Source organism: Sphingomonas leidyi (assembly GCF_011761945.1).
Taxonomy (GTDB): Bacteria; Pseudomonadota; Alphaproteobacteria; order Sphingomonadales; family Sphingomonadaceae; genus Sphingomonas; species Sphingomonas leidyi.
The window spans coordinates 261,731-283,955 of the sequence record NZ_JAASQV010000004.1 but is presented as its reverse complement, the minus strand read 5'-3'; the positions used below and the strand labels follow the sequence as shown (position 1 = coordinate 283,955).

Genomic DNA, 22,225 nt, shown 5'->3' with positions numbered 1-22,225 from the left:
GCGATGAGCTTTCCCTGGGCCAAGCATTATGAGCCGAAGCATCCGCTGATGCAGTGGGTGGACTCGCGTCTGCCCCTGCCGCGCTTCGTCTACAACGCCGTCGGCGCCGGTTATCCGGTGCCGCGCAACCTCAATTACTGGTGGAATTTCGGCGTGCTCGCCGGGGTGGCGCTGGTCTGCCAGCTGATCACCGGCATCGTGCTGGCGATGCACTTCCATTCGTCGGCCGCGGGCGCCTTCGATTCGGTGAATGTCGGCATCATGCGCGACGTGAACGCGGGCTGGTTCCTGCGCTTCGCCCACGCCAACGGCGCCTCGATGTTCTTCGTGGTGATCTATATCCACATGTTCCGCGGCCTCTATTACGGGTCGTACAAGGCGCCGCGCGAGATGGTGTGGCTGCTCGGCGTGGTGATCTTCCTGCTGCTGATGGCCACCGCCTTCATGGGCTATGTGCTCCCCTGGGGGCAGATGAGCTTCTGGGGCGCGCAGGTGATCACCGGCTTCTTCTCGGCGATCCCGGTGGTCGGCGACTGGGTGCGCATCTGGCTGCTCGGCGGCTATGCGCCGGACGATGCGGCGCTGAACCGCTTCTTCTCGCTGCACTATCTGCTGCCCTTCGTGATCGCGGGCGCCGTGATCCTCCACATCTGGGCGCTGCACATCCCGGGTTCGTCGAACCCGACGGGCGTCGAGGTGAAGGGCGAGCAGGACACCGTGCCGTTCCATCCCTATTACACGGCGAAGGACGGCCTGGGCGTGGTGGTCTTCCTGATCGCCTTCTCGGCGCTGATCTTCTTCGCGCCGGACCTGCTGGGCCATCCGGACAACTACATCCCGGCCAACCCGCTCTCCACCCCGGCGCACATCGTCCCCGAATGGTATTTCTGGCCGTTCTACGCGATCCTGCGCGCCTTCACCGCGGACTTCATCCTGCCGGCGAAGCTGTGGGGCGTGCTGGCGATGTTCGGGTCGATCCTGCTCCTGTTCTTCCTGCCCTGGCTCGACAAGTCGCCGGTGCGCTCGGGCAGCTATCGCCCGATGTACCGGATCGCCTTCTGGGTGCTTGTGGCGGACGTGCTGGTGCTCGGCTATTGCGGCGGCTCGCCGGCAGAGCCGCTCTATGTGATCGTCAGCCAGATCGCGGCAGCCTATTATTTCGCGCACTTCCTGATCGTCGTGCCGATCATCTCGCACCTGGAAACGCCGAAGCCGCTGCCGGGCTCGATCACCGAGGCCGTGCTGGCCAAGACCGGCGCGTAAGGGGGACTGGGAACAATGACTTCGCTGTTCATCAAATCGATCAAGTTCCTGGTCGGCGGTGCTTTCATCCTCGTGCTGGCGATCGCGCTCTTCGGCTCGGTCAAGGGCGTGATCTACGAGCCGCCGGCGGAAACCGCCGAGCACATGATGCACAAGCATCCGGAGCCGCTGAAGCTCGCCTCGGACGGGCTGCTCGGCAAGTTCGACCGGCGGCAGCTGCAGCGCGGCTTCCTCGTCTACAAGGATGTCTGCTCGACCTGCCACTCGCTGAACCTGGTCTCGTTCCGCAATCTGAAGGACCTCGGCTATACCGATGCCGAGGTGAAGAAGATCGCCAAGGACTGGGGCACCAAGCAGCCGGTGTTCGACGAGAAGGGCGGCACCTGGGGCGAGCGCGACAATGTGCCGTCGGATCGCTTCCCCAAGGTCTATTATCCCGGCACCGGCACGCCGCCGGACCTGAGCCTGATCACCAAGGCGCGGCATAACGGCGCGGCCTATGTCCACTCGCTGCTGACCGGCTATAACGAGAAGCCGTCGGCGGAGGCGCTGAAGCACTTCCCGGAATTCGCCAAGACGCCCGACGGGATGCACTTCAACCCCTATTTCGCGAACCTCAACATCGCGATGCCGCCGCCGCTCACCCAGGACGGCCAGGTCAATTATTCGGACGGCACCCGTGCGACGATCCCGCAGATGTCGGAAGACGTGGCGGCGTTCCTGGTCTGGACGGCGGAACCCACGCTCGAGACGCGCCATGCGGCGGGCCTCGCCGTGCTGGGCTTCCTGATCTTCGCGGCGTTCCTGACCTATGGCGCCTATCGCTCGGTATGGGCGGGCGTTAAGCACTGATCCGCTTCGGCGGCAGTATTGGCCGTATCGAATCCCGCCCCGGCACCGCCAGGGCGGGATTCCTGTTTCGAGGGCTTCGATGGCTGAGAATGACGACATCCGGCAGCGCATCCGGACGATTCCCGACTTCCCCAAGCCGGGCATCATGTTCCGCGACATCACCACGCTGCTGCTCGATGCCGAGGGGCTGCGGCTCGCCGTCGAGCGGATGGCGGCGGCGGTGGACGGGCCCGTCGATCTCGTCGCCGGGATCGAGGCGCGCGGTTTCCTGTTCGGCGCGGCGCTGGCGGTGAAGCTCGGCGCGGGCATGCTGCTGGTCCGCAAGGACGGCAAGCTGCCGGGCGCGACGATCGCCGAGGATTATGCCCTGGAATATGGCACCGACCGGATCGCCATCCATGCCGACGCGCTGGCGCCGGGCGCCCGGGTGCTGCTGGTCGACGACCTGATCGCCACCGGCGGCACCGCCCGCGCCGCGGTGCGGCTGCTGCGCAAGGCCGGCGCGCACGTCACCCAGGCCTCGTTCGTGGTCGACCTGCCCGAGCTGGGCGGCGCGGATGCGCTGCGCGGCGACGGGATCGGAGTGCATGCGCTGGTGGCGTTCGACGGACATTGAAGGGATGATGACGGGCGCGGAACCATCCGTCCCGCCGGTCATTTAGCTCGATACGGGGGCGCGAACGTGCGATCCCGCCTCCGTGCCGCGTCTCCCGCCAGGAGACCGGACATGCGCTTCGTCCTAAAATCCATGGTTTTCGCCGCCGGCATCGCCGGGGCGGCCGCGCTTGGCGGCTGCGTCGACGACGGTTACGGCTATGGCGGCCGCGTTGCGGTCGGCTATGATGCCGCCTGGGGCGATCCCTATTGGGGCTGGTACGGCGACTATTATTATCCCGGCACCGGCTATTACGTCTATGATCGCGCCCGGGTCCGCCACCCCTGGAACGACGTGCAGCGCGGCTATTGGGAGAACCGCCGCACCAACTGGCGCGGCAACCCGCATTGGCGGAACAACTGGCATGATTTCCGCGGGCCCGGTGGCGGCCACCGGCGGCGCTGAGCGGCGGCCCTAGCCCGCTGCCGGGCGCCGCCGCATCAGCGCCAGCGCGATGAAGCGCAGCACCGGTTCGCCATGCTGGTTGTAGGTGGTCGTCTGCGTCCGCATGCTGCCCATGTCGGGCCGGCTGCGCGAGGGCTTCACTTCGAGGATCTCGCTCTCGCAGCGGAGCACGTCGCCCGGATGGACGGGCTTGAGCCAGCGCAGCTCGTCCACGCCGGCGGCGCCCAGGCTGGCCTGGGGATGCACCGCCATCTCGGCGACGAACATCGACATGGTCATCGCGCAGGTGTGCCAGCCGCTGGCCGCGAGCCGGCCGAAATGCGTCTCGGCGGCGGCTTCGTCGGAGAGGTGGAAGGGCTGCGGGTCATATCGGCGCGCAAAGTCGAGCACTTCCTCGCGCGTGACCTCGTAACGGCCGAAGCTCCGCTTCGTGCCAACTTGCATGTCGTCCAGATAGAGCATGGGATCAGTTTCGGATGAAAACTCATCCATGGCAAGTCTTCTCTATTCGCCATCCCCGTCTTCTCTGCGCGCCATCCCCGCGAGGGCGGGGATGACGGGGTGGGCGGATTACTTGACCAGCACGTCCCGGAACGGCGCGTCGGTGCCGTCCACCCCGGCCTTGGGCGGCAGGCCGATCAGGTCGCGCAGCAGCGGATAGACGTCGACATTGGTGAAGGCCGGCAGCGTCGCCGGGCGGAAGGCCGGGCCGTTGGCGATGAACAGCGCGGTCATTTCCGGGGACATGTTGTCGAAGCCGTGCGTGCCGTCGATCCGGTCGGGATCGATATCCTTCTCGCCGATCTGCCAGCCGGTTTCCGCCAGGCAGAAGATCGGGGGGATCCGCGGATTGGTGCCATAGTGGAAGCGCGCCGGAATCTCCGCCTTGCGCCAGCACTCGAAATGCGCGTGCTTGCCGAGCAGTGCCTTTTCCACTGCCGCCTCGCGCCCCGGAGTGGGGATCAGGCTCAGATAGGGGCCGGATTCGACCAGATGATAGTCCTTGGCCTCGAGGAACTTGCCGATCGAGATGGCGCGCTTGCCGCTGGTCTGCGCCATGCCGTGATCGGCGACGATGACCAGGTTGGCGGGCTGGCCGAGCTCCGCCAGTCCGTCGAGCAGCCGGCCGATCGTCCGGTCGATATCCGCCACCGCATCGGTGGTGCGCGCATCGTCCGGGCCATACATATGGCCGGCATTGTCGATCGTGTCGAAATAGACGGTCAGGAATTTCGGCCGAGTCGCGGCGGGGCGGCGCAGCCAGTCGATCACCGCGTCGACGCGCTGCTTTCCGGGGATCGCCTGGTTGAACTGCGCCCAGTCGCTCGGGCGCGTGCCCCCCTGGATCTGATAGGGCCATTTGTCCGCCTTCGCGCCGCCGATCGCCACGTTCGCGCCGGGCCAGAATTCGGTCGCGGTGCGGATGCCCGCCTTCTCGGCATCGACCCAGATCGGCGCCGCCGCGTTCCACCAGAACGGGTCGTCGCTCATCATGGTGAAGACTTCCTTCGGCCGGGCCGCGTCCTCCATCTTGTTGGCCGTGATGCCGTGATGGTCGGGATAGAGGCCGGTCACCAGCGTCCAGTGATTGGGGAAGGTCTTGGACGGGAAGCTCGGGTGCATCGGCGCGGTGACGCCGCCCGCGGCGAGGCGCGAGAGATTGGGCGTCACGCCGCGCGTCAGATAATCGGCGCGGAAGCCGTCGATCGAGACCAGGATCGTCACGGGCGGGCGCTGCTCCGCCACGGCCGGTGCGGGCGCTGCGGCGGGCGGCGGCGCGGCGACCGGCGCGGTCGCGCAAGCCTGGAGAATGGCGGCCAGTGCCGCGGCGGCGATCTTCGAATACCAGCGCATGCGGCCCCCTGACAGCGAAATGTTGCGGGGGTAAGTCGTTACATGCCGGCGCCCGGCCGGGCAAACCATGCCTGGCCGGGCGCCGTCCCGCCCTGGGGGTGGCGGGTCTTCCGTGCCTACATCGCCATGCCGCCGGGCCCGGCGATCATCCACAGCGCCATGCCGATCATGAACAGATTCTCGGTCAGCGAGACGAAGCCCAGCGGCACGTTGCTGCTGCCGCCAACACAGGCGCATTTGAGCGTGCGCCGATCGACATAGACTGCCTTGAACACCGAGACCGCGCCGATCGTGCCGATGGTCAGGCCCAGCGGCGCGGCGAACCAGGGGAGGGCGCCCGCGGCCATCAGCACGCCCGCCAGCCCCTCCAGGAACGGATAGGCATAGGCATAGGGCACCCAGCGCCGCGCGAGCAGATCATAGTTGAGGAACATCGACGAGAATTTCTCGACGTCCTGCAGCTTGAGCATCGCGAGCACGCACATGCTGAAGCTCACGAACCATTCGGCCGCGCGCACGGTGAAGGGCGAACCGGTCGCCGCGAAGCTCGCCGCCATCGCCATCGCCGCCGTCATGGCGAACAGCGCGATCACCGGGCGATAGCTGGTCGCACCCGGCGCGGCGACCCTGCCGCCGAAGAAGCGGGTCAGGTCGTCATTGCCGCCGATCCGCTTGCCGTCGATGAAGGTCTGCGGCGTGGTCTGCACGCTGTGCTCCCACTTGAACGCGTCGGTTGCCTCCCGCGTCGTCAGCCAATGATCGTCCACCGTGTAGCCGTGCCGCTCGAGCTGCCATTTGGACTTGATGCCATAGGGGCAGACATGATCGGGCATCACCATGCGATAGAGCGTCGCGCGCTTTGCGTTTCCAGTCATGCGCGCCATATAGGGTCCGTACCATGGTACGGAGTCAAGACGATATGCTGACGATCGGAAAATTGGCGGAGGCGGGCGGCGTCGGCGTCGAGACGATCCGCTATTACCAGCGCCGCGGGCTGCTGGCGGAGCCCGAGCGCGGCTATCATGGCGGGGTGCGGCGCTATGGCGCGCAGGACGTGCGCCGGCTGCGCTTCATCCGCTCGGCCCAGGCGGCGGGCTTCACGCTCGAGCAGATCGGCGAGCTGCTCGCGCTCGACGCGCGCGACGACCGTCCCCGCGCCCGCGCCCTGGCCCGCGAGCAGATCCTGGTGCTCGACCGCAGGATCGCCGAGCTTGCCGCCGCCCGCGACGCGCTTGCCAGGCTGGCGCGCGAATGCGGCGGGGGCGGCGCCGGGCCATGCCCCATCCTCACGGCGTTCGAGGGATAAACCCGCCGTTCATTTCGCGCGCGCCACGATGCCGCGAATCGGGGAGGGGCGGATGCGGATTCTGTTCGGGCTGATCATGGCGTTGGGGCTGGCGGGGGCCATGCCCGCATCGGCGAAGGAGGCGCTTGCCCTCACGCCGGGCACCGAGACCGCGGGAGATGGCCGCCCGGTCCGCTACGAGATCGGCGCGATCGACGTTCCCGAGAACCGGGCGAAGCCCGACAGCCGGCGCATCACGGTGGGCGTGCTGCGGATCAAGGCGGCGAAGCCGAACGGCCAGCCGCCGATCTTCCTGCTCGTCGGCGGCCCCGGCGTCACCATGCTCGATACGATCGGCGATCAGAGCCCGGCCGCCAGGCGCCGCCTGGGGACCTGGCTCGACTATAGCGCGACCAACGACCTCGTGATCGTCGAGCAGCGCGGCTACACGCTGCGCGGCGACATGCTGGAGCTGCGCTATCCGGCGATGCCGCTCGACCGCCCCTCGACGGTCGAGGACGATGTCGCGGTGATGCGCCGGCTGGCCCGCGAGGCCGCCGCCGCCAATCCGGGGCGCGACCTGGCCGGCTATACGATCGCCGAATGCGCGGACGATGTCGACGCGGTCCGCCGGGCGCTCGGCTATCCGAAGATCGGGCTGATGGGCGCCAGCTTCGGCTCGCAATGGAGCTTCGCGGTGCTGAAGCGCCATCCCGGCACGGTGGCGCGCGCGCTGATCGCCTCGGCCGAGCCGCTGAACAACGGCTATGACATGCCCGGCCATGTCTTCGCCGTCCTCCAGCGCGTCGCGTTCGAAGCGGAGCAGGATCCGGCGCTGCGGCCCTTCCTCCCCCAGGGCGGGCTGATCGCGGCGGCGCGTGCGGTGCGCGATCGCTTCGCCAGGGGGCCGATCACCGTCGACCTGCCCGAGGGCAAGGTCGTGATCGGGCTCGGCGACTATCAGCAGGCGTTGTTCGCCAAGGTGATCAACGCCGCGCGGTGGCCGGCCTTCGTCATCGATCTCCATCGGGGCCGCTACCAGGCCTGGGCGCGCGAAGTGGCCGATGGGCGCAAGGCCGGCACCCAGTCGCTGATCGGCCCACTGATCGACACCGCCACCGGCGTCACCGCGGCGCGGCTGGCGCAGCTCGAAAGCGATCCCGCGCTCGACATGCTCGGCCGCTGGAACTTCGCGGCCTACACGGCCTCGGCCGGGCTGTGGCCCACCGCGGACCTGGGCGACGGCTTCCGCCTGCCGGTGCGCGACGAGACGCCGATCCTGTTCGTCCAGGGCGATTGGGACGCGAACACGCCGATGGAGAATCTGCTCGATCTGCTGCCCTGGTTCCCCAATGCCCGCGCGCTGATCGTCCATCGCGGGCAGCACAACGGCCCGATGCCGCTGCTGCGCGACCATCCCGATCTCGCCGCCGCGGTGCTGCGCTTCCTGCGCGAAGGGGAGATGGCGGGGTTGCCCAGCCGGGTCGAGGCGGCGCCGGTTCGCTTCGCGCTGCCGTCGACCGGCGGCTGAACCGGCACAGGCGCAGTGCTTGGTCCGATTCGCGCGGCGTTCAGCCGCGAACCGGCGGCCGGTTCATTCGGGGTTCAGTCACCGCTCCGTTTCCGGGGCGAAACGAAGTTGCGGGGGGAAGGCGATATGCGGGGCGGAATCTGGGGCATGGCGGCGGCGCTGGCATGCGCGGCGCCGATGGCGGCACAGGCGCAGACAGCGCAGCTCGCCGGGCGCTGGATCGTCACCGTCGACTATTTCGGCACGCCGACGATCTGGACGCTCGACCTCGCGCAGGACGGCAACCGGATCAGCGGCGACCTGACCGGCGATGTGCTCACCGGCACGGTGAAGGGCAACGAGATCCGCTTCCTCGCCAAGGACAAGGTGGGCGGATCGGAGGACGTGACTGCCCGGCTCGCGAACGGGCGGATCGCCGGCGAGATGATCCTGATCGACGGCGCGGAGCAGGCGCGCATGCCGCATCGCCTCAGCTTCACCGCCGAGCGCGCGCCGCAGCCGAGCGGCGGGCCGCCGCGCCGGCATGAATTCGTCCCCGAGCGCTTCTATCGCGAGTTCTCGGCGTTCAACCCGCCGGTGCTGCACGTCAATCCGGGCGACACGATCCACACCGCGACGATCGACGCCGCCGGCATCGACGCCAAGGGCGTGCGCCGCGCCGCGCCCGGCAATCCGCAGACCGGGCCCTTCTATATCGACGGCGCCATGCCCGGCGACACGCTGGTCGTGCGCATCCGCCGGCTCCGGCTCAACCGCGACACGGCGATCAGCACCAACGGCATGACCGAGCGCGGGCAGGATGCGCGCACCGCGGTGCGCATGGCCGGGCTGGGCAAGCCGGTCACCTGGCGGCTCGACCGCGACAAGGGCATCGCCACGCCCGAGGCGCCGGGCAATGCGCTGAAGGGCTATTGGGTGCCGGTCAAGCCGATGCTCGGCGGCATCGGCGTGGCGGCCGACCCCGGTTTGGCTGCGCCGGGATCGGGCGATGTCGGCCGGTTCGGCGGCAACATGGACTTCAACGAGATGGGCGAGGGGACGACCGTCTATTTCCCCGTCGCCGTGCCGGGTGCGCTGCTCTATTTCGGCGACGGCCATGCGCTGCAGGGCGATGGCGAGACCACCGGCGACGCGCTGGAGACTTCGATGGACGTCGAAGTCGAAGTCGACCTGGTCCGCGGCAAGCGCGCCGGCCAGGTGCGTATCGAGACGCCGACCCATATCGTCGCGATCGGCCTGGACGGCTCGCTCGACGCGTCGTTCCGCAGCGCCTCTTCGAGCATGTTCGCCTGGCTCGCCGCGGACTATGGCCTTGCCCCGGCCGACATCGCGCAGATCTTTGGCACCGCCGCCGAATATCGAGTGAGCGCGGTGCCGGGCCGCGCCGCGGGGATGGTGCTCAAGATCCCCAAGGCGCGCCTTGCCACGCTGCCGGGAGCGCCGAAGCCGTGAGGCCGGGCGGCCTCAGCTGTGCAGGAAGTGCATCACGTCGCCGTCCTTGACGACATAGGCCTTGCCCTCGGCGCGCAGCTTGCCCGCCTCGCGTGCCCGCGCCTCGCCGCCCAGCGCGACATAATCCTCGTACGCGATCGTCTCGGCGCGGATGAAGCCCTTCTCGAAGTCGCTGTGGATCACGCCCGCCGCCTCGGGCGCGCTGGCGCCGGCATGCACGGTCCAGGCGCGCGCCTCCTTGGGGCCGACGGTGAAGAAGGTCAGCAGGTGGAGCAGCTTGTAGCCGGCGCGGATCACGCGGGCGAGGCCGGTCTCCTCCAGCCCCAGCTCGGCCAGGAACTCGCCGCGATCCTCCGCCGGCATGGTCGCGATCTCGGCCTCGATCGCCGCCGAGACGACCACCGCCTCGGCGCCTTCGGCCCCGGCCTTCTCGAACACGCGCGCCGAGAAGGCGTTGCCGTTCGCCGCATCCTCCTCGTTGACGTTGCACACATAGAGGACGGGCTTGGACGTGAGCAACTGCGCCTGGCGGAAGATGCGCTCCTCGTCCACGTCCTTGGGCTGGGTCAGCCGCGCGGGCTTGCCGTCGCGCAGCAGGTCGAGCGCCTGGCCGAGCACGCTGGCCGCCGCCTTGGCCTCCTTGTCGCCCTGCGCCGCCTTCTTCTGGAAATTGGGCACGCGCTTCTCGAGGCTCTCGAGGTCCGAGAGCATCAGCTCGGTCTCCACCGTCTCCGCGTCGGCGATCGGGTCGACCTTGTTGTCGACATGCTGGATATCGTCATTCTCGAAGCAGCGCAGCACATGCACGATCGCGTCCACTTCGCGGATATTGCCCAGGAACTGGTTGCCCAGGCCCTCGCCCTTGCTGGCGCCGCGCACCAGCCCGGCGATGTCGACGAAGCCGAGCTGCGTCTCGATGATCTTGGCCGAGCCCGCGATCCCGGCGAGCTTGTCCAGCCGCGGGTCGGGCACGGCGACGTTGCCGACATTCGGCTCGATCGTGCAGAACGGATAGTTCGCCGCCTGCGCCGCCGCCGTTTCGGTCAGCGCGTTGAAGAGCGTGGACTTGCCGACGTTCGGAAGCCCGACGATGCCGCAGCGGAAACCCATGTGAAGCCTGTTCCAATGTATTGGGAAAGGCGCCCCGATAGAGGCAATGCGCCGCTTTTGCCAGCGCGTTGACCGGGGCCGGCGCGTCGACTTGGGCCATCGCGTTGACTTGGGAAGGCCGCATGGCAGAGTGCCGCGATAAAAGAGGGGAGAGAAGCAATGATCCGTATCGGGAATCTCGCCATGGCCGGCCTCGCGCTCGCACTGGGCCTTTCCGCCTGCGACGACAGTGCCGCCAACAAGAAGGCGAACGAGGAAGCGGCCGCGCGTGCCGCCGATGCCGAGAAGGCGCAGAAGCTCAAGGACAGCGTCGAGCATAATTTCGACTGCCTCGCCGCGCTGCGCTGGCAGAAGGCCGCGATCGCCGCCGTCGCCGGCGACGCCAAGCCGTATGAGGATTTCTACCGCGAGAAGCTCGAAGCCTCGCTCGGCGATCAGACCTTGCCCGCGGGCGAGGACGGCGCCCCGGCGCTCTCGCGCGCGACGATCCAGCAATATGCCGACTGGGCCTATCCGAAGACGGTCGAGGCCAAGTTCCGCGCGGGCAAGGATGCCAATGGCGACGGCAAGGTCTCCGACCTGGAGCGCAGCGGCCGCGGGTTCAACATGGTCGGCCAGTGCGTTCAGTTCGCCGCCGAGATGGGCAAGGGCCCGCTGGCGGGGAAGGACAAGGTGGCGCGCATGTTCAAGATCGAGGCGCTCCGCAAGTCGCTGAAGGACAAGGAGGCCTGATCGGCACCGCGACCGCGCGTGGCGCCTGGGCGACGAGCGGTTGCGGGTTGGCATGCGCGGCTCCGTCCCCGCGGGGGAGGCAGGTGGGGCCGCGATGCGCGGTTTCGCCTTTCCAGGCCCTCAAAACGCCGCATTGGAGCCGGATTAGCCGGTCCGTCCGGCTTGACTGGGGGCCGTTCATCTGGGGTACAGGGGTGAGCCCTTTCGGTGCCCGCGTGTTTTTGAGGAGCAGGGAATGATTCGCCGTCACATGTTCATGAGCGCGCTCGCCGCGACGGTTGCGCTGTCGGGCTGCGGTGGCGGCAAGGGCGGCGCCACGCCGACTCCGACTGCGAGCCCCACGCCGACGCCGACGCCGTCGCCCACCTATGCCGCCTTCCCGCTCGCCGCGGCGGCCGAATTCAACACCTATAGCGCCGCGATCAGCTATACCGGCGATCCGGCGACCAGCGCAGTGACGCTCGGCGCCGCCAGCACCGAGACGCTGTCGACCCGCGTGCGCCTCGCCACCGATTCGGCGATCAACACCGGCACCTATGTGATGCGCGAGAACACCGAGGAATCGCGCTTCTGCGTGCCGACCGGCCAGACCTGCACCTCGACCCTGGTCACGCCCTCGGCGGCGGCCAATCCCGAGTTCGTCTTCCGCACCAACGATGCGACCACCGCGGGCAAGTTCGCCCAGGTCGAGTATCTGAACAACGTGATCCCGACGACGATCACCAGCGATGCCGGGCTGGCCCTCACCCGGGTGAGCTATGCCAATTGGTGGCGCGGCGATTCGACCGCGGGCCAGAAGCGCCTGGCCTATACCGCCTGGGGCTATTCGACGGCGCTGTCCGACATGCCGACCACCGGCACGGTCGCCTATACCAACCGGATCACCGGCCGCCTGGTCAGCACCAGCGGCACCACCACCGCGATCAACCAGGTCACCGGCACGGTGACGATGAACGTGAACTTCGCCACCGGCGTGGTGGACATGGCCTTCACGCTCAGCACGATCCCGGCGGGCGGCGGCGCGCAGGTGGCCTATGCCAACTTCACCGCGCAGGGTGCCATCCCGGTCGGCCAGAACCAGTGGACCGGCAGCTTCACCAATGCGAGCCCGCTCTCGGGCACGCTGGCCGGTGGCTTCTTCGGTTCGCAGGGCGAGCAGATCGGCGTGGTCTTCTCGGCCTCGGGCACGCTCGGCGGCGCCCAGCAGCGCCTGATCGGCGTGGTCATCGGCAAGAAATAGGCGCTTCGCCCAGGATCGATGCTTTCGCGGCGCCGCTTCCCCCGGGGGAGGCGGCGCCGTCTGCTTGCGGGATCGACGCGCATCGCCCCCTGCCGCCAGGGGCCCTGCCCGATCACGGCCGTTGCCAGCATCGAGCACGGACCCTAGCTTGACCGGGTGGATCTCTCCGAGCTGATCGCGCCGCTGGCGCCCGAGCAATTCCTTGGCGAATATTGGGGCCGCGAGCCGGTCCATATTCCCGCGCCCGCGGGGACGAACCGCCAGGCGGTGATCGGCTGGGCGCGGCTCAACGCGCTGCTCGGCGTGCGGACCCATTGGGGCGCCGAGCACATCAAGCTGCTGCTCAACAGCGCGCCGGTCTCGCCCGATTTCTACATGGACCCGGTGCCCGGCCGCGGCGGCGTCCGCCGGCTCGCCAATCCTGCCAAGGTCGAGATGTTCCTCGCCATGGGCGCCAGCCTGGTCGCCGATGCGGTGGAGGAAGTGGCACCCGAGATCCGCCGCCTCACCGACGCGCTGGCGCGGCAGTTCGCGGCACGCGCGGAGGCGAACCTCTATTGCTCGTTCCAGGGCATCCAGGCCTTCGCCTCGCATTGCGACCTGCACGAAGTGTTCGCGATCCACTGCGTCGGCGAGAAGCGCTGGCGCATCTACGCGAACCGCGCCGAGAATCCGATTGCGCCGCTGAAGGGCGACGATGCCCAGGCACGGATCGACGCCGCCAAGGGCCCCGTGCTGATGGACGTCACGCTGCGGCCCGGCGACGTGCTCTATATCCCGCGCGGCTATTTTCACGACGCGCTGGCGAGCTCCGCCGAATCGCTCCACCTGACCATCGGCATCACCCCGCATTCGGGCAAGCTGCTGTTCGAGCTGCTGGAGGAGATGGCGCTCCGCGAGCCGGCCTTCCGCGCCTATCTCGCCGACGCGCGCGAGGGGGGAGGCGCGGCGCTTGCCGATCAGCTCGCGGCGCTGGGCGAACGTCTGGCTGAACTGGCGCGCAGCCGGGCGCTGCACGAGGAAGTGGCGGTCCGCCAGCGGCGGCTCGCCGCGCCGGGCCGGTCGCTGGCACTGCCCGAGCGGCCGCTGCTCGACTTCTATGCGCGCACCGATCGCGCCGGCACGGTCGCCTGGCTCGAGACGGGCGCGGTGCTGCGAGCCGGCGGCGGCGAGCAGCCGCTCGGCCCCGTCGCCGATGCGGCGGAATATGTGCTCGATCGTCCGGCGGTGAGCGCGCAGGAGGTGCGGGCCCGCTTTGCCCATCATCCGGCGGACGAGGTGGATGCGCTGCTCGCGCTGCTCATCCGGCTGGGGCTGGTTCAGCCCTATCGGCCGGCGCTCTAGGCTGGGAAGGACCGGGCGTTCAGCCCGAATGTGGAGACAGCCTAGAACCAGCCCGCTTCCTTCAGCGTCGGCGCATAGGTGCGGCTGACGGGCGTCACGAGGCCGCCGACAAGGCGGATTTCGCCCGCGCCGCGCCGCCAGCGCACATCCTCCACGGCATCGGCGGCCACCCACCAGGAGCGATGGACACGCCAGCCATGGGCCAGCGCCAGCTCGTTCAGCGCATCGGCGAAACGCAGGGTGATCAGTTCCTCGCCGGCGTCGGTATGGACTTTCAGATAGTGATCATGCGCCTCGATCGCGATCAGCCGGGCCCCACGCCGTTTCGCCGAGAGCCGCCGCCTGAAGCCGGCCTCGGCCTCGGGCAGCGGCGGGGCGACGATGGTCCGCGTCTCGATCCGCCCGGGCAAGCGCCGCCAGACCAGGGTGCGGACCACCAGGACGGCCAGCAGGATGGGCCATACCTGCCAGAGCAGCCGCTGGTAGCTTCGCCAATCGAAGGGCCCGCCGATGAGGCCGTGCTCGGTAGTCAGCACCAGCAGCGACACGAGCGGCGTCATCAGCACCGAGACCACCGCTATCCTTCGCCAGTCCCGCGCCATGCGCCGGCGCAGCAGATCGTCCGCCACCACGCCGATCAGCCCGCCGCCGACCATGCAGATCATCCAATAGACATAGCGCCCCACAACGGGCAGGCGCTCCGAGGCGAACGGGCCCAGGAACCCCATCAACAGGCCGAACGCCACCAGCATGGCGATGTCGATCGCCCATCGCCGCGCCGCTCGCTCTTCCCGCCCCATCGCCCAACCGTTCATGCGGCTCCGTTCGCGCAATCCTCGCACCATTCGCGAAGCAGGGCCTAGCGAGCCGCCGCCCTACCGGCAACGAGGTTCGGCGAGACCGCCAATGGAGGCCCCTGCTTGACCACCGCCGCCGCAGCCTTGCCATCCGGGCCCGCGCCCTGGTCCGTCCGCATCGCCTGGATGATCCTGGCCATTCTCTGCCTGGGGATCGCCGTCTATTCCGCGCACTATCTGCTGCATCCCCCACGCAGGCCGGCCGAGGCGCTGCACAACCCGCAAGGGGTTCCGTGGCTCTTCGTGCATGTCGCCGGCGCGGTCGTCGCGCTCGTGCTGGGTTCGTTCCAATTCCTGCCTGCCCTGCGCCGGGGCGCGATTCCGCCGCACCGATGGATCGGCCGGCTCTATGTCATGGGATGCCTGGTCGGGGGTGCCGCGGGGCTGATCCTGGCGTCCGGATCCTCGGCGGGCCCGATCGCCTCGACGGGCTTCGGCAGCCTCGCCATCGCCTGGATCGCCGTGACTCTCCTTGGTTGGCGTGCGGTTCTGCAGGGCCGCTTCGCCGCGCATCGCCGCTGGATGATCCGCTCCTGGGCGCTCACCCTCGCGGCGGTCACGCTGCGGCTCTATCTGCCGCTGGTCATGGTCCTGGATCTGCCGTTCCTGCCCTGGTACCGGGCCATCTCGTTCCTGGCCTGGGTTCCGAACCTTGTCGTGGCGGAGCTCTGGCTGCGACGCGCGGGGGCCCGGCCCGGTTCATGATGTCGCCGCCCGGGCTTTCCATTGTTCCCCGCCATTCCCGACCGTCATCCGCGGCGAAGGCGGGGTTTCAGGGGCTTGTTCGGATTCCCGACCTCAGTCCTGCAGCCGCAGCGCCACGTCGCTCATGAACCGGGCATCGTCGCCCGCTGCCAGCCAGGGCGCCTCCGCGGCGATCGCACCGAGCATGTCGGCCAGCGGCTCGATCTCGCTCTTGGCATAATTGCCCAGCACATAGCCGTGCACGCGGTCCTTGTGCCCGGGATGGCCGATGCCGATCCGCACGCGGCGGAAATCGGGGCCGATATGCTTGTCGGTCGAGCGCAGGCCGTTATGCCCCGCGGTGCCGCCGCCGATCTTAACCTTCACCTTCATCGGCACCAGGTCGAGCTCGTCGTGGAAGAGGGTCACGTCGGCGGGGGCGAGCTTGTAGAAGTCCATCGCCGCGCGCACCGCGCGTCCGCTCTCGTTCATGAACGTGCCGGGCTTGAGCAGCAGCACCTTCTGGTTGCCCACCCGGCCTTCGCGCACCCGGCCCTGGAACTGCTTCTTCTCCGCCGAGAAGCCATAGGTCTCGGCGATGGCGTCCACCGCCATGAAGCCCACATTGTGCCGGTGCATCGCATATTGCGGGCCCGGATTGCCCAGGCCGACCCAGAGCTGCATCGCATGTTCCTGAAAACGAAAATCGCCCCCGCACCTAGGATGCGGAGGCGATTTTTTGAACCCGCAAGTTCGGAGGCGGGATTACTCGCCTTCGCCCTCGGCCGCAGCCTCGGTCTGGGTCGTGTCGCCTTCGCTCGACTTGAGCGCCGACGGGGCAACCACGGTCGCGATGGTGAAGTCGCGGTCGGTGATCGCCGGGGTCGCGCCCTTGGGCAGGGTCACCGCCGAGATGTGCAGCGAGTCGCCGACCTCGAGGCCCTTGAGCGAGATCTTGATCTCGTCGGGGATCTCGGCCGCGTCGACCACCAGCTCCAGCTCGTGGCGGACGACGTTCAGCACGCCGCCGCGCTTGATGCCGGGGGCTGCTTCCTCGTCGGTGAAGACGATCGGCACGTTCACGTGCACGGTCGCGTGCTCGCTGATGCGCAGGAAGTCGGCATGGACCGGACGATCGGAGACGGGGTCGAACGCCACGTCCTTGGGCAGGGTGCGCTCGCCGCCGATCATCACGACCGAGTTGAAGAAGTGCCCGGTCATGAGCAGCTTCGTCAGTTCACGCTCGGAGACGTGGATGCTCTTGGGATCCTGCTTGTTGCCGTAGATAACGGCGGGGACGCGGCCTTCACGACGAAGCGAACGGGAGGCTCCCTTGCCAACCTGCTCGCGCGCCTCGGCCGACAGCGTAAGCGTATCGCTCATGTGTCGTTCCAATTCGCTAGTGTTGTATCAATGCAACCGGCCAGGCCTCCAGGGATGACCCTGGCACGGAAGGCGCGCGCATAGCGGGGCAAGGGAAGAAAAGCAAGGCGGGGATACCCCCTCTCCCCGCAGGCGGAGAGAGGGAGGATCGCTCACGCCAGTTCCGGCAGCACCGCTTCGAGCTTCTCGAAGCTCTGGCTCCAGCCTTCCTTCATGCCCGCCAGCGCCGGCAGCATCTCCGCGCTCGCCTGCAGCACCACCGTGGTCATGTGCATGCGCGTGCCGCCTTCGGGTGCGTCGGTGAAGGCCATGGTGGTGCGGTGCTCGATGCCCCAGCTGCCGTCCGCGCCCTGGAAGGCGCGCAGGACCATGACCAGGCGATCCGGACGGTCCACCACTTCATATTCGCCGTGCACCGGGTTGGTGCCATAGGGCTCGGGCCCGCGCATATCGAGGCGGATGCTGCCGCCCGGCCGCGCGTCGCTCTCGGCGAAGGGCACGTCGAAATGATGCGGCCCCCACCAGCGGGCGAGATGCTCGGCCTTGGTCATGCAGTCGAACACCAGTTCGCGCGGGGCCGCGAAGATGCGGTCGATCGTCACTTCATAGCCGACACCGATTTCGGTCGTGGTCATTTGCTCTCTCCATTGCGTTGCAGTTCAGCGAGATACGCGTCGAGGTCGTCGAACTTGGCGTCCCAGAAGCGGCGATATTCGGCGAGCCAGTCGCTCGCCGCCTTGAGCGCGGCGGGCTCGAGCCGGGCCGGGCGCTGCTGGGCGACCCGGCTGCGCGAGATCAGGCCCGCATGCTCGAGCACCTTCAGGTGCTTGGTCACCGCCGGGCCGCTCATCGCAAAGGGCTGGGCGAGCTCGCCCACCGAAGCTTCGCCCAGCGCCAGCCGCGCCAGGATCGCGCGGCGGGTGGGGTCGGCCAGGGCGGCAAAGGTGTTGCTCAGTCTGTCCATATCTAACTCATTGGTTATCTAACCAATCAGTTATATTAAGCTCCGGGCGATGTCAATCCGGCGGTGACCCGGTCGCCTTTGGTGTCCGTCAGGGGCGGACGCGCTCCACCTTGAGGCCGCGCCTGGCCAGCTCGGTCTGCACGCTGGCCTCGCCCGCCAGATGCCCGGCGCCCACGGCGACGAACACGGTGCCGGGCCGCGCCATCCGCCGCTGGATCCAGTCGGCCCAGTTGCGGTTGCGGCGGACGAGCAGCGCCTCGGTCACTTCGGGGGCGCTGGCCATGTCCTCGTTGACCAGCTTCGCCAGCCCGTCGGCATCGCCCTGGCGCCAGGCGGCGACCGCCCGGCCGATCCTGCTGCCGGCCTGGGGCAGGTCGTCGATCGTCTCGATCAGCAGCTTGCGCTGGGCGGGCAGGGGCAGGGCATCGAAATAGCCGAGCTGCTGGCGCGCCGTCTCCAGTCCCTCGATCTTCTTGCCCCCGGCCCTGGCGGCATCGGTGAGCACTCGTTCGGCGCCCTGCTTGTCGTCATAGCCGAGCTGGCGGAGCGGCATCACCGAGAGCAGGGTCGCGGCCAGCCAGGGCTCGGCGCGGTCGAGCGAATCGGGGGCCATGCCATATTCGGGCAGGGCCGCGCGCATCCGCGCCGCCTCTGCCGGGGGGAGCTGCTCGGGCAGGGGCGGGCCGCCCTGCGCGGTGCCGAGCTCGGCGACGATCTTCTGCATCTCGGCATCGGGCGGCATCACCAGCTCGAGCACCAGCGTGTCGGACTTGTCGAACGCCTGCTTCACCCCGCCCTGGAACCAGGCGATGCCGGGCTTGAGCACATGGACGGTGCCGAACAGATAGATGGTGGTATCGTCGTCCTTGACCACCCAGAGCGCGGGCCGGGCCTGCTCGGCCGGGGCAGGCGGCTGCTGCCCGCAGCCCCAGAGCGCGAGGGCGAGCAGGGCCGGCAGCAGGCGGCGGATCATGGGATGCATGGGGCGAGCAGACCCGATGCCCCCGGCCGAGTCAACGGCGGTGCAGCATTGACCGTCAGGAGAGGAAACGTCAAAGCGCGCCTTTATTGTTGTACACCCTACAACCAAGAAGGTCCCGTGGCAGAGCCTCTCAGCTTCCAGCGCATGATCCTCACGCTCCACGACTATTGGGCGGAGAAGGGCTGCGTGATCCTCCAGCCCTATGACATGCGCATGGGCGCGGGCACCTTCCATCCGGCGACGACGCTGCGCGCCCTCGGCCCCGAGCCGTGGAACGCCGCCTTCGTCCAGCCCTGCCGCCGCCCGACCGACGGCCGCTATGGCGAGAATCCGAACCGGCTCCAGCACTACTACCAGTATCAGGTGATCCTGAAGCCGAGCCCGCCCGACCTGCAGAACCTGTATCTCGGCTCGCTGGCGGCGATCGGCATCGACTTCACCCGCCACGACATCCGCTTCGTCGAGGACGATTGGGAATCGCCCACGCTCGGCGCCTGGGGCCTGGGCTGGGAGGTCTGGTGCGACGGCATGGAAGTCACCCAGTTCACCTATTTCCAGCAGATGGGCGGCTTCGACTGCAAGCCCGTCGCCGGCGAGCTCACCTATGGGCTCGAGCGGCTGGCGATGTACATCCAGAACAAGGACAGCGTCTACGACCTCGCCTTCAACGAGGCGGGCGTGACCTATGGCGACGTGTTTCTCGAGAATGAGAAGCAGATGTCCAAGTATAATTTCGAAGTCGCCGACACCGAGATGCTGTTCGACGGCTTCCGCAAGGCGGTGGCCGAGTGCGAGAATTGCCTGGCCAACAACGTGCCCATCGCCGCCTATGAGCAGGCGATCGAGGCCAGCCACCTGTTCAACCTGCTCCAGGCCCGCGGCGTGATCTCCGTCGCCGAGCGCCAGGCCTATATCGGCCGCGTGCGCGACCTGGCCAAGGGCAGTTGCGAAGCCTGGATCCAGCACATGACGCCCGCCTGGAATGCCAAGTATCCGGAGTGGACGGTATGAGCGCCCCTGTTGCCGGCACGCCGAACACGGGTGCCGTGGAAGACTTTCTGCTCGAACTCCGCTCGGAAGAGATTCCGGCGCGCATGCAGGAAAAGGCGCGCGCCGATCTGGCCGCGCTGTTCGAGGCGCGACTGAAGGCGCTCAACCTGCCGTTCTCCGCAATCGAGAGCTACGCGACGCCGCGCCGCCTGGCGCTGATCGTTCGCGGCGTCGCCGAGATGACCGCGGCGGCCAGCGAGGAGCGCAAGGGGCCCCGCGCGGATGCGCCGGCCCAGGCGATCGAGGGTTTCCTGCGCTCGACCGGCCTCAGCCGCGACCAGCTCGTCGAGCGCGACGACGGCAAGGGTGGCAAGCTGCTGTTCGCCGTGATCGACCGGCCCGGCATCGCCGCCGGTTCGGTGCTCGCCAGCGCGATCACCCATGTGCTCACCGCCTTCCCCTGGCCCAAGTCGATGCGCTGGGGCGCCGCGTCGGAATCGACCGAGAGCCTGCGCTGGGTGCGCCCGCTCCAGGGCATCATCGCGCTGCTCGGCGACAGGCTGGTGCCGGTGGAGATCGCCGGAGTGAAGAGCGCCTCGGTCACCGTCGGCCATCGCTTCCACCATCCGGGCGGGATCACCATCGGCTCGGCCGCCGACTATATCGAGAAGCTGCGCGCCTGCCATGTGATCGTCGACGGCGCCGAGCGCCGCAACATCATCGCGCTGGGCGCCAAGATGGCGGCGCAGAAGGCGGGCCTGATGCTGATCGAGGACGAAGGGCTGCTCTACGAGAATGCCGGCCTCACCGAATGGCCGATGCCGCTGCTCGGCCGCTTCGATCCGGCGTTCCTCGACGTGCCGCCCGAAGTGATCCAGCTCACCGCGCGGGTGAACCAGAAATATTTCGTCTGCCGTGACGGCGCGGGCAAGCTCGCCAACGCCTTCGTCTGCGTGGCGAACATCGACGCGGCGGACGGCGGCGCGAAGATCGTCGAGGGCAACCAGAAGGTCCTCGCGGCGCGCCTCTCCGATGCGCGCTTCTTCTATGAGACCGATCTCAAGACCCGGCTCGAGGCGCTGACGCCCAAGCTCGGGAAGATCGTCTTCCACGAGAAGCTGGGCACCGTCGCGGACAAGGTCGACCGCGTCGCCAGGCTGGCGCGCTGGCTGGCGGAAGAGGGGGTGGTCAAGGCCGATCCGGACCAGGCCGAGCGCGCCGCGCGGCTCGCCAAGGCCGATCTCGTCACCGGCATGGTCGGCGAGTTCCCCGAGCTCCAGGGCCTGATGGGCGGCTATTACGCCGCCGCCCAGGGCGAGCCGGCGGCAGTCGCCGAGGCGATCCGCGATCACTACAAGCCGGTCGGGCAGGGGGATGACGTGCCGACTGCGCCGGTGACGGTGGCGGTGGCGCTGGCGGACAAGCTCGACAGCATCACGGCATTCTTCGGCGTCGATTTGAAGCCCAGCGGCTCCAAGGACCCCTTCGCGCTCCGCCGCTCGGCGCTGGGCGTGATCGCGTTGATCCTGGACAACGGCCTGCGCTTCCCGCTCGCCAAGTCGGTCAACCAGGATGTGCTCGATTTCTTCGCCGACCGTCTCAAGGTCCAGCAGAAGGAAGCCGGCGTCCGCCACGACCTGATCGACGCGGTATTCGCCCTGGGCGGCGAGGACGATCTCGTCCGGCTGCTCGCCCGGGTGAAGGCGCTCCAGGCGTTCGTCCTGTCGGAAGAGGGCCGGAACCTGCTCGCCGGCTACAAGCGCGCCGCCAATATCCTCAAGAAGGAGAATTGGGTCCCCGGCGAAGTCGCGGATACCGGCATCTATGAAGCCGAGCCCGCCGAGTCCGCGCTGATCGCGGCGCTCGACGCTGCCGAGCCCAAGGCCGAAGCGGCGATCGCGGCGGAGGATTTCGAAGGCGCGATGGCGGCCCTCGCCTCGCTCCGCGCGCCGATCGACCGCTTCTTCGACGACGTCACCGTCAACGATCCCGACGCGCAGAAGCGCAATGCGCGCTTGGCCCTGCTCGCCCGCATCCGCGATGCGATGAACAACGTCGCCGATTTCTCCAGGATCGAGGGATGAGCGCGGCGGGGCAGGGGCTTCCGGTTTCGCCGGGGCTCTTCGCCGCGCTGTTCCTGCTGGTCTTCCCCTTCTTCTGGCTCGCGATCATTGCCCTGATCGCGAACCTGGGGTGGCGCAAGGTTGCCCGCGCCTATCCCGCCACTTCCGATCCGCCCTATTCCGCGCGGCGCTGGCGCTTCGTGTCGCTCAACATCGGCGGATCGCTGCGCTCGCCCAACTATGGCTCCGCGGTCGAGGGCTGGACTTCGGAATCGGGCTTCTGGCTGCGCCCCTTCCTGCTCTTCCGCCCCTTTCATCCGACGATCTACGTGCCCTGGGCACAAATGCACTCGGTCGAGCGCGAGCGCAGGCTGGTGGGCGAGCGGGTTCGGGTGAAGCTCGCGGGCGAAGTGCCGGACCTGTTGTTTGTCGGCGCGCTTGGCCGCGCACTCCTGGAACGCCAGCAGGACAAGACCGGATCGACAAGAGGCTAATGGCCCCGGGATTCATGTTGGGTAACCGGTGTCTTCGAAACTTGTCCCCAACCCAAGCAAATCTTGCGATATGACAACGTAGTCA

At 68.3% G+C, this 22,225-nt stretch carries 24 protein-coding genes; 14 read left to right on the top strand and 10 right to left on the bottom strand.

What is annotated here, in order from left to right; translation table 11 throughout:
* The first annotated feature begins 3 nt into the window (after nt 1–3).
* From FHR20_RS18865 to FHR20_RS18850, 4 genes are all read left to right on the top strand, one after another.
* Nucleotides 4–1,263 (top strand): cytochrome b, encoded by a 1,260-nt coding sequence (locus FHR20_RS18865; RefSeq protein ID WP_167301143.1) that lies wholly within the window; start codon nt 4–6, stop codon nt 1,261–1,263.
* A gap of 15 nt (nt 1,264–1,278) precedes the next feature.
* Nucleotides 1,279–2,115: a cytochrome c1 gene (locus FHR20_RS18860; RefSeq protein ID WP_086131027.1), complete on the top strand. Its 837-nt coding sequence runs from the start codon at nt 1,279–1,281 to the stop codon at nt 2,113–2,115.
* A gap of 79 nt (nt 2,116–2,194) precedes the next feature.
* Nucleotides 2,195–2,731, top strand: a complete 537-nt coding sequence (locus FHR20_RS18855) for an adenine phosphoribosyltransferase (RefSeq protein ID WP_167301142.1) — start codon at nt 2,195–2,197, stop codon at nt 2,729–2,731.
* Between the two features lie 111 nt (nt 2,732–2,842).
* The gene (locus tag FHR20_RS18850; RefSeq protein WP_167301141.1) at nt 2,843–3,175 is read left to right on the top strand and encodes a hypothetical protein; all 333 of its coding nucleotides are present in this window, start codon (nt 2,843–2,845) and stop codon (nt 3,173–3,175) included.
* 9 nt (nt 3,176–3,184) lie between these two features.
* Here FHR20_RS18850 and FHR20_RS18845 read toward each other — a convergent pair whose 3' ends face one another.
* The 3 genes from FHR20_RS18845 to FHR20_RS18835 all read right to left on the bottom strand — a co-directional run bounded on the left by FHR20_RS18845 (nt 3,185) and on the right by FHR20_RS18835 (nt 5,904).
* Nucleotides 3,185–3,637, bottom strand: a complete 453-nt coding sequence (locus tag FHR20_RS18845) for a MaoC family dehydratase (RefSeq protein ID WP_167301202.1) — start codon at nt 3,635–3,637, stop codon at nt 3,185–3,187.
* Nucleotides 3,638–3,745: 108 nt separating this feature from the next.
* Complete coding sequence (locus FHR20_RS18840; RefSeq protein ID WP_167301140.1) at nt 3,746–5,029, bottom strand: alkaline phosphatase family protein; 1,284 nt, start codon at nt 5,027–5,029, stop codon at nt 3,746–3,748.
* 116 nt (nt 5,030–5,145) lie between these two features.
* Entirely contained in the window at nt 5,146–5,904 is a 759-nt protein-coding gene (locus tag FHR20_RS18835; RefSeq protein ID WP_167301139.1) for a glutaredoxin family protein, read from the bottom strand.
* A 23-nt stretch (nt 5,905–5,927) separates the two neighbouring features.
* Between FHR20_RS18835 and FHR20_RS18830 the strand changes: the two genes are divergently transcribed.
* The 3 genes from FHR20_RS18830 (at nt 5,928) to FHR20_RS18820 (ending at nt 9,297) form a co-directional block, all read left to right on the top strand.
* Nucleotides 5,928–6,335, top strand: coding sequence for a MerR family transcriptional regulator (locus FHR20_RS18830; RefSeq protein ID WP_243857631.1), 408 nt, complete (start codon nt 5,928–5,930; stop codon nt 6,333–6,335).
* Nucleotides 6,336–6,387: 52 nt separating this feature from the next.
* Entirely contained in the window at nt 6,388–7,845 is a 1,458-nt protein-coding gene (locus tag FHR20_RS18825) for an alpha/beta hydrolase (RefSeq protein ID WP_167301138.1), read from the top strand.
* Between the two features lie 126 nt (nt 7,846–7,971).
* On the top strand, nt 7,972–9,297 hold the full coding sequence (locus FHR20_RS18820) for an acetamidase/formamidase family protein (RefSeq protein WP_167301137.1): 1,326 nt from the start codon (nt 7,972–7,974) through the stop codon (nt 9,295–9,297).
* 12 nt (nt 9,298–9,309) lie between these two features.
* Here the strand turns inward: FHR20_RS18820 and ychF are convergent, their stop codons facing one another.
* A complete protein-coding gene (ychF, locus tag FHR20_RS18815) occupies nt 9,310–10,407 on the bottom strand; it encodes a redox-regulated ATPase YchF (protein WP_167301136.1) in 1,098 nt (365 codons plus the stop codon).
* Between the two features lie 159 nt (nt 10,408–10,566).
* Here ychF and FHR20_RS18810 point away from each other — a divergent pair, with 159 nt between their 5' ends.
* From FHR20_RS18810 to FHR20_RS18800, 3 genes are all read left to right on the top strand, one after another.
* The gene (locus FHR20_RS18810; RefSeq protein WP_167301135.1) at nt 10,567–11,139 is read left to right on the top strand and encodes a hypothetical protein; all 573 of its coding nucleotides are present in this window, start codon (nt 10,567–10,569) and stop codon (nt 11,137–11,139) included.
* A gap of 235 nt (nt 11,140–11,374) precedes the next feature.
* A complete protein-coding gene (locus tag FHR20_RS18805; RefSeq protein ID WP_167301134.1) occupies nt 11,375–12,379 on the top strand; it encodes a transferrin-binding protein-like solute binding protein in 1,005 nt (334 codons plus the stop codon).
* Nucleotides 12,380–12,535: 156 nt separating this feature from the next.
* Nucleotides 12,536–13,723, top strand: coding sequence for a JmjC domain-containing protein (locus FHR20_RS18800; protein ID WP_167301133.1), 1,188 nt, complete (start codon nt 12,536–12,538; stop codon nt 13,721–13,723).
* 41 nt (nt 13,724–13,764) lie between these two features.
* Here FHR20_RS18800 and FHR20_RS18795 read toward each other — a convergent pair whose 3' ends face one another.
* Nucleotides 13,765–14,538, bottom strand: coding sequence for a LytTR family DNA-binding domain-containing protein (locus FHR20_RS18795; RefSeq protein ID WP_243857629.1), 774 nt, complete (start codon nt 14,536–14,538; stop codon nt 13,765–13,767).
* A 105-nt stretch (nt 14,539–14,643) separates the two neighbouring features.
* On the opposite strand from FHR20_RS18795, the gene FHR20_RS18790 reads away from it, so the two are divergent.
* Nucleotides 14,644–15,285: a DUF2306 domain-containing protein gene (locus FHR20_RS18790; protein ID WP_208413747.1), complete on the top strand. Its 642-nt coding sequence runs from the start codon at nt 14,644–14,646 to the stop codon at nt 15,283–15,285.
* Between the two features lie 93 nt (nt 15,286–15,378).
* Here FHR20_RS18790 and pth read toward each other — a convergent pair whose 3' ends face one another.
* The 5 genes from pth to FHR20_RS18765 all read right to left on the bottom strand — a co-directional run bounded on the left by pth (nt 15,379) and on the right by FHR20_RS18765 (nt 18,584).
* Entirely contained in the window at nt 15,379–15,948 is a 570-nt protein-coding gene (pth, locus tag FHR20_RS18785; protein WP_167301132.1) for an aminoacyl-tRNA hydrolase, read from the bottom strand.
* 81 nt (nt 15,949–16,029) lie between these two features.
* Nucleotides 16,030–16,647 carry a 50S ribosomal protein L25/general stress protein Ctc gene (locus FHR20_RS18780; protein ID WP_086131043.1) on the bottom strand — a complete coding sequence of 206 codons (618 nt, stop codon included), beginning with the start codon at nt 16,645–16,647 and terminating at the stop codon, nt 16,030–16,032.
* Between the two features lie 152 nt (nt 16,648–16,799).
* On the bottom strand, nt 16,800–17,282 hold the full coding sequence (locus tag FHR20_RS18775) for an SRPBCC family protein (RefSeq protein WP_167301131.1): 483 nt from the start codon (nt 17,280–17,282) through the stop codon (nt 16,800–16,802).
* Entirely contained in the window at nt 17,279–17,611 is a 333-nt protein-coding gene (locus FHR20_RS18770) for an ArsR/SmtB family transcription factor (protein WP_167301130.1), read from the bottom strand. Before FHR20_RS18770 ends, FHR20_RS18775 begins: the two co-directional genes overlap by 4 nt.
* Nucleotides 17,612–17,699: 88 nt before the next feature.
* Nucleotides 17,700–18,584: a TraB/GumN family protein gene (locus FHR20_RS18765; protein WP_243857627.1), complete on the bottom strand. Its 885-nt coding sequence runs from the start codon at nt 18,582–18,584 to the stop codon at nt 17,700–17,702.
* 153 nt (nt 18,585–18,737) lie between these two features.
* Between FHR20_RS18765 and FHR20_RS18760 the strand changes: the two genes are divergently transcribed.
* The 3 genes from FHR20_RS18760 to FHR20_RS18750 are packed head-to-tail and all read left to right on the top strand — an operon-like array spanning nt 18,738 to nt 22,140.
* Nucleotides 18,738–19,604 carry a glycine--tRNA ligase subunit alpha gene (locus FHR20_RS18760; RefSeq protein ID WP_167301198.1) on the top strand — a complete coding sequence of 289 codons (867 nt, stop codon included), beginning with the start codon at nt 18,738–18,740 and terminating at the stop codon, nt 19,602–19,604.
* The gene (glyS, locus tag FHR20_RS18755) at nt 19,601–21,667 is read left to right on the top strand and encodes a glycine--tRNA ligase subunit beta (RefSeq protein WP_208413746.1); all 2,067 of its coding nucleotides are present in this window, start codon (nt 19,601–19,603) and stop codon (nt 21,665–21,667) included. The genes FHR20_RS18760 and glyS overlap by 4 nt, the downstream gene beginning before the upstream one ends.
* Entirely contained in the window at nt 21,664–22,140 is a 477-nt protein-coding gene (locus FHR20_RS18750) for a hypothetical protein (RefSeq protein WP_167301128.1), read from the top strand. Before glyS ends, FHR20_RS18750 begins: the two co-directional genes overlap by 4 nt.
* Nucleotides 22,141–22,225: the final 85 nt, after the last annotated feature.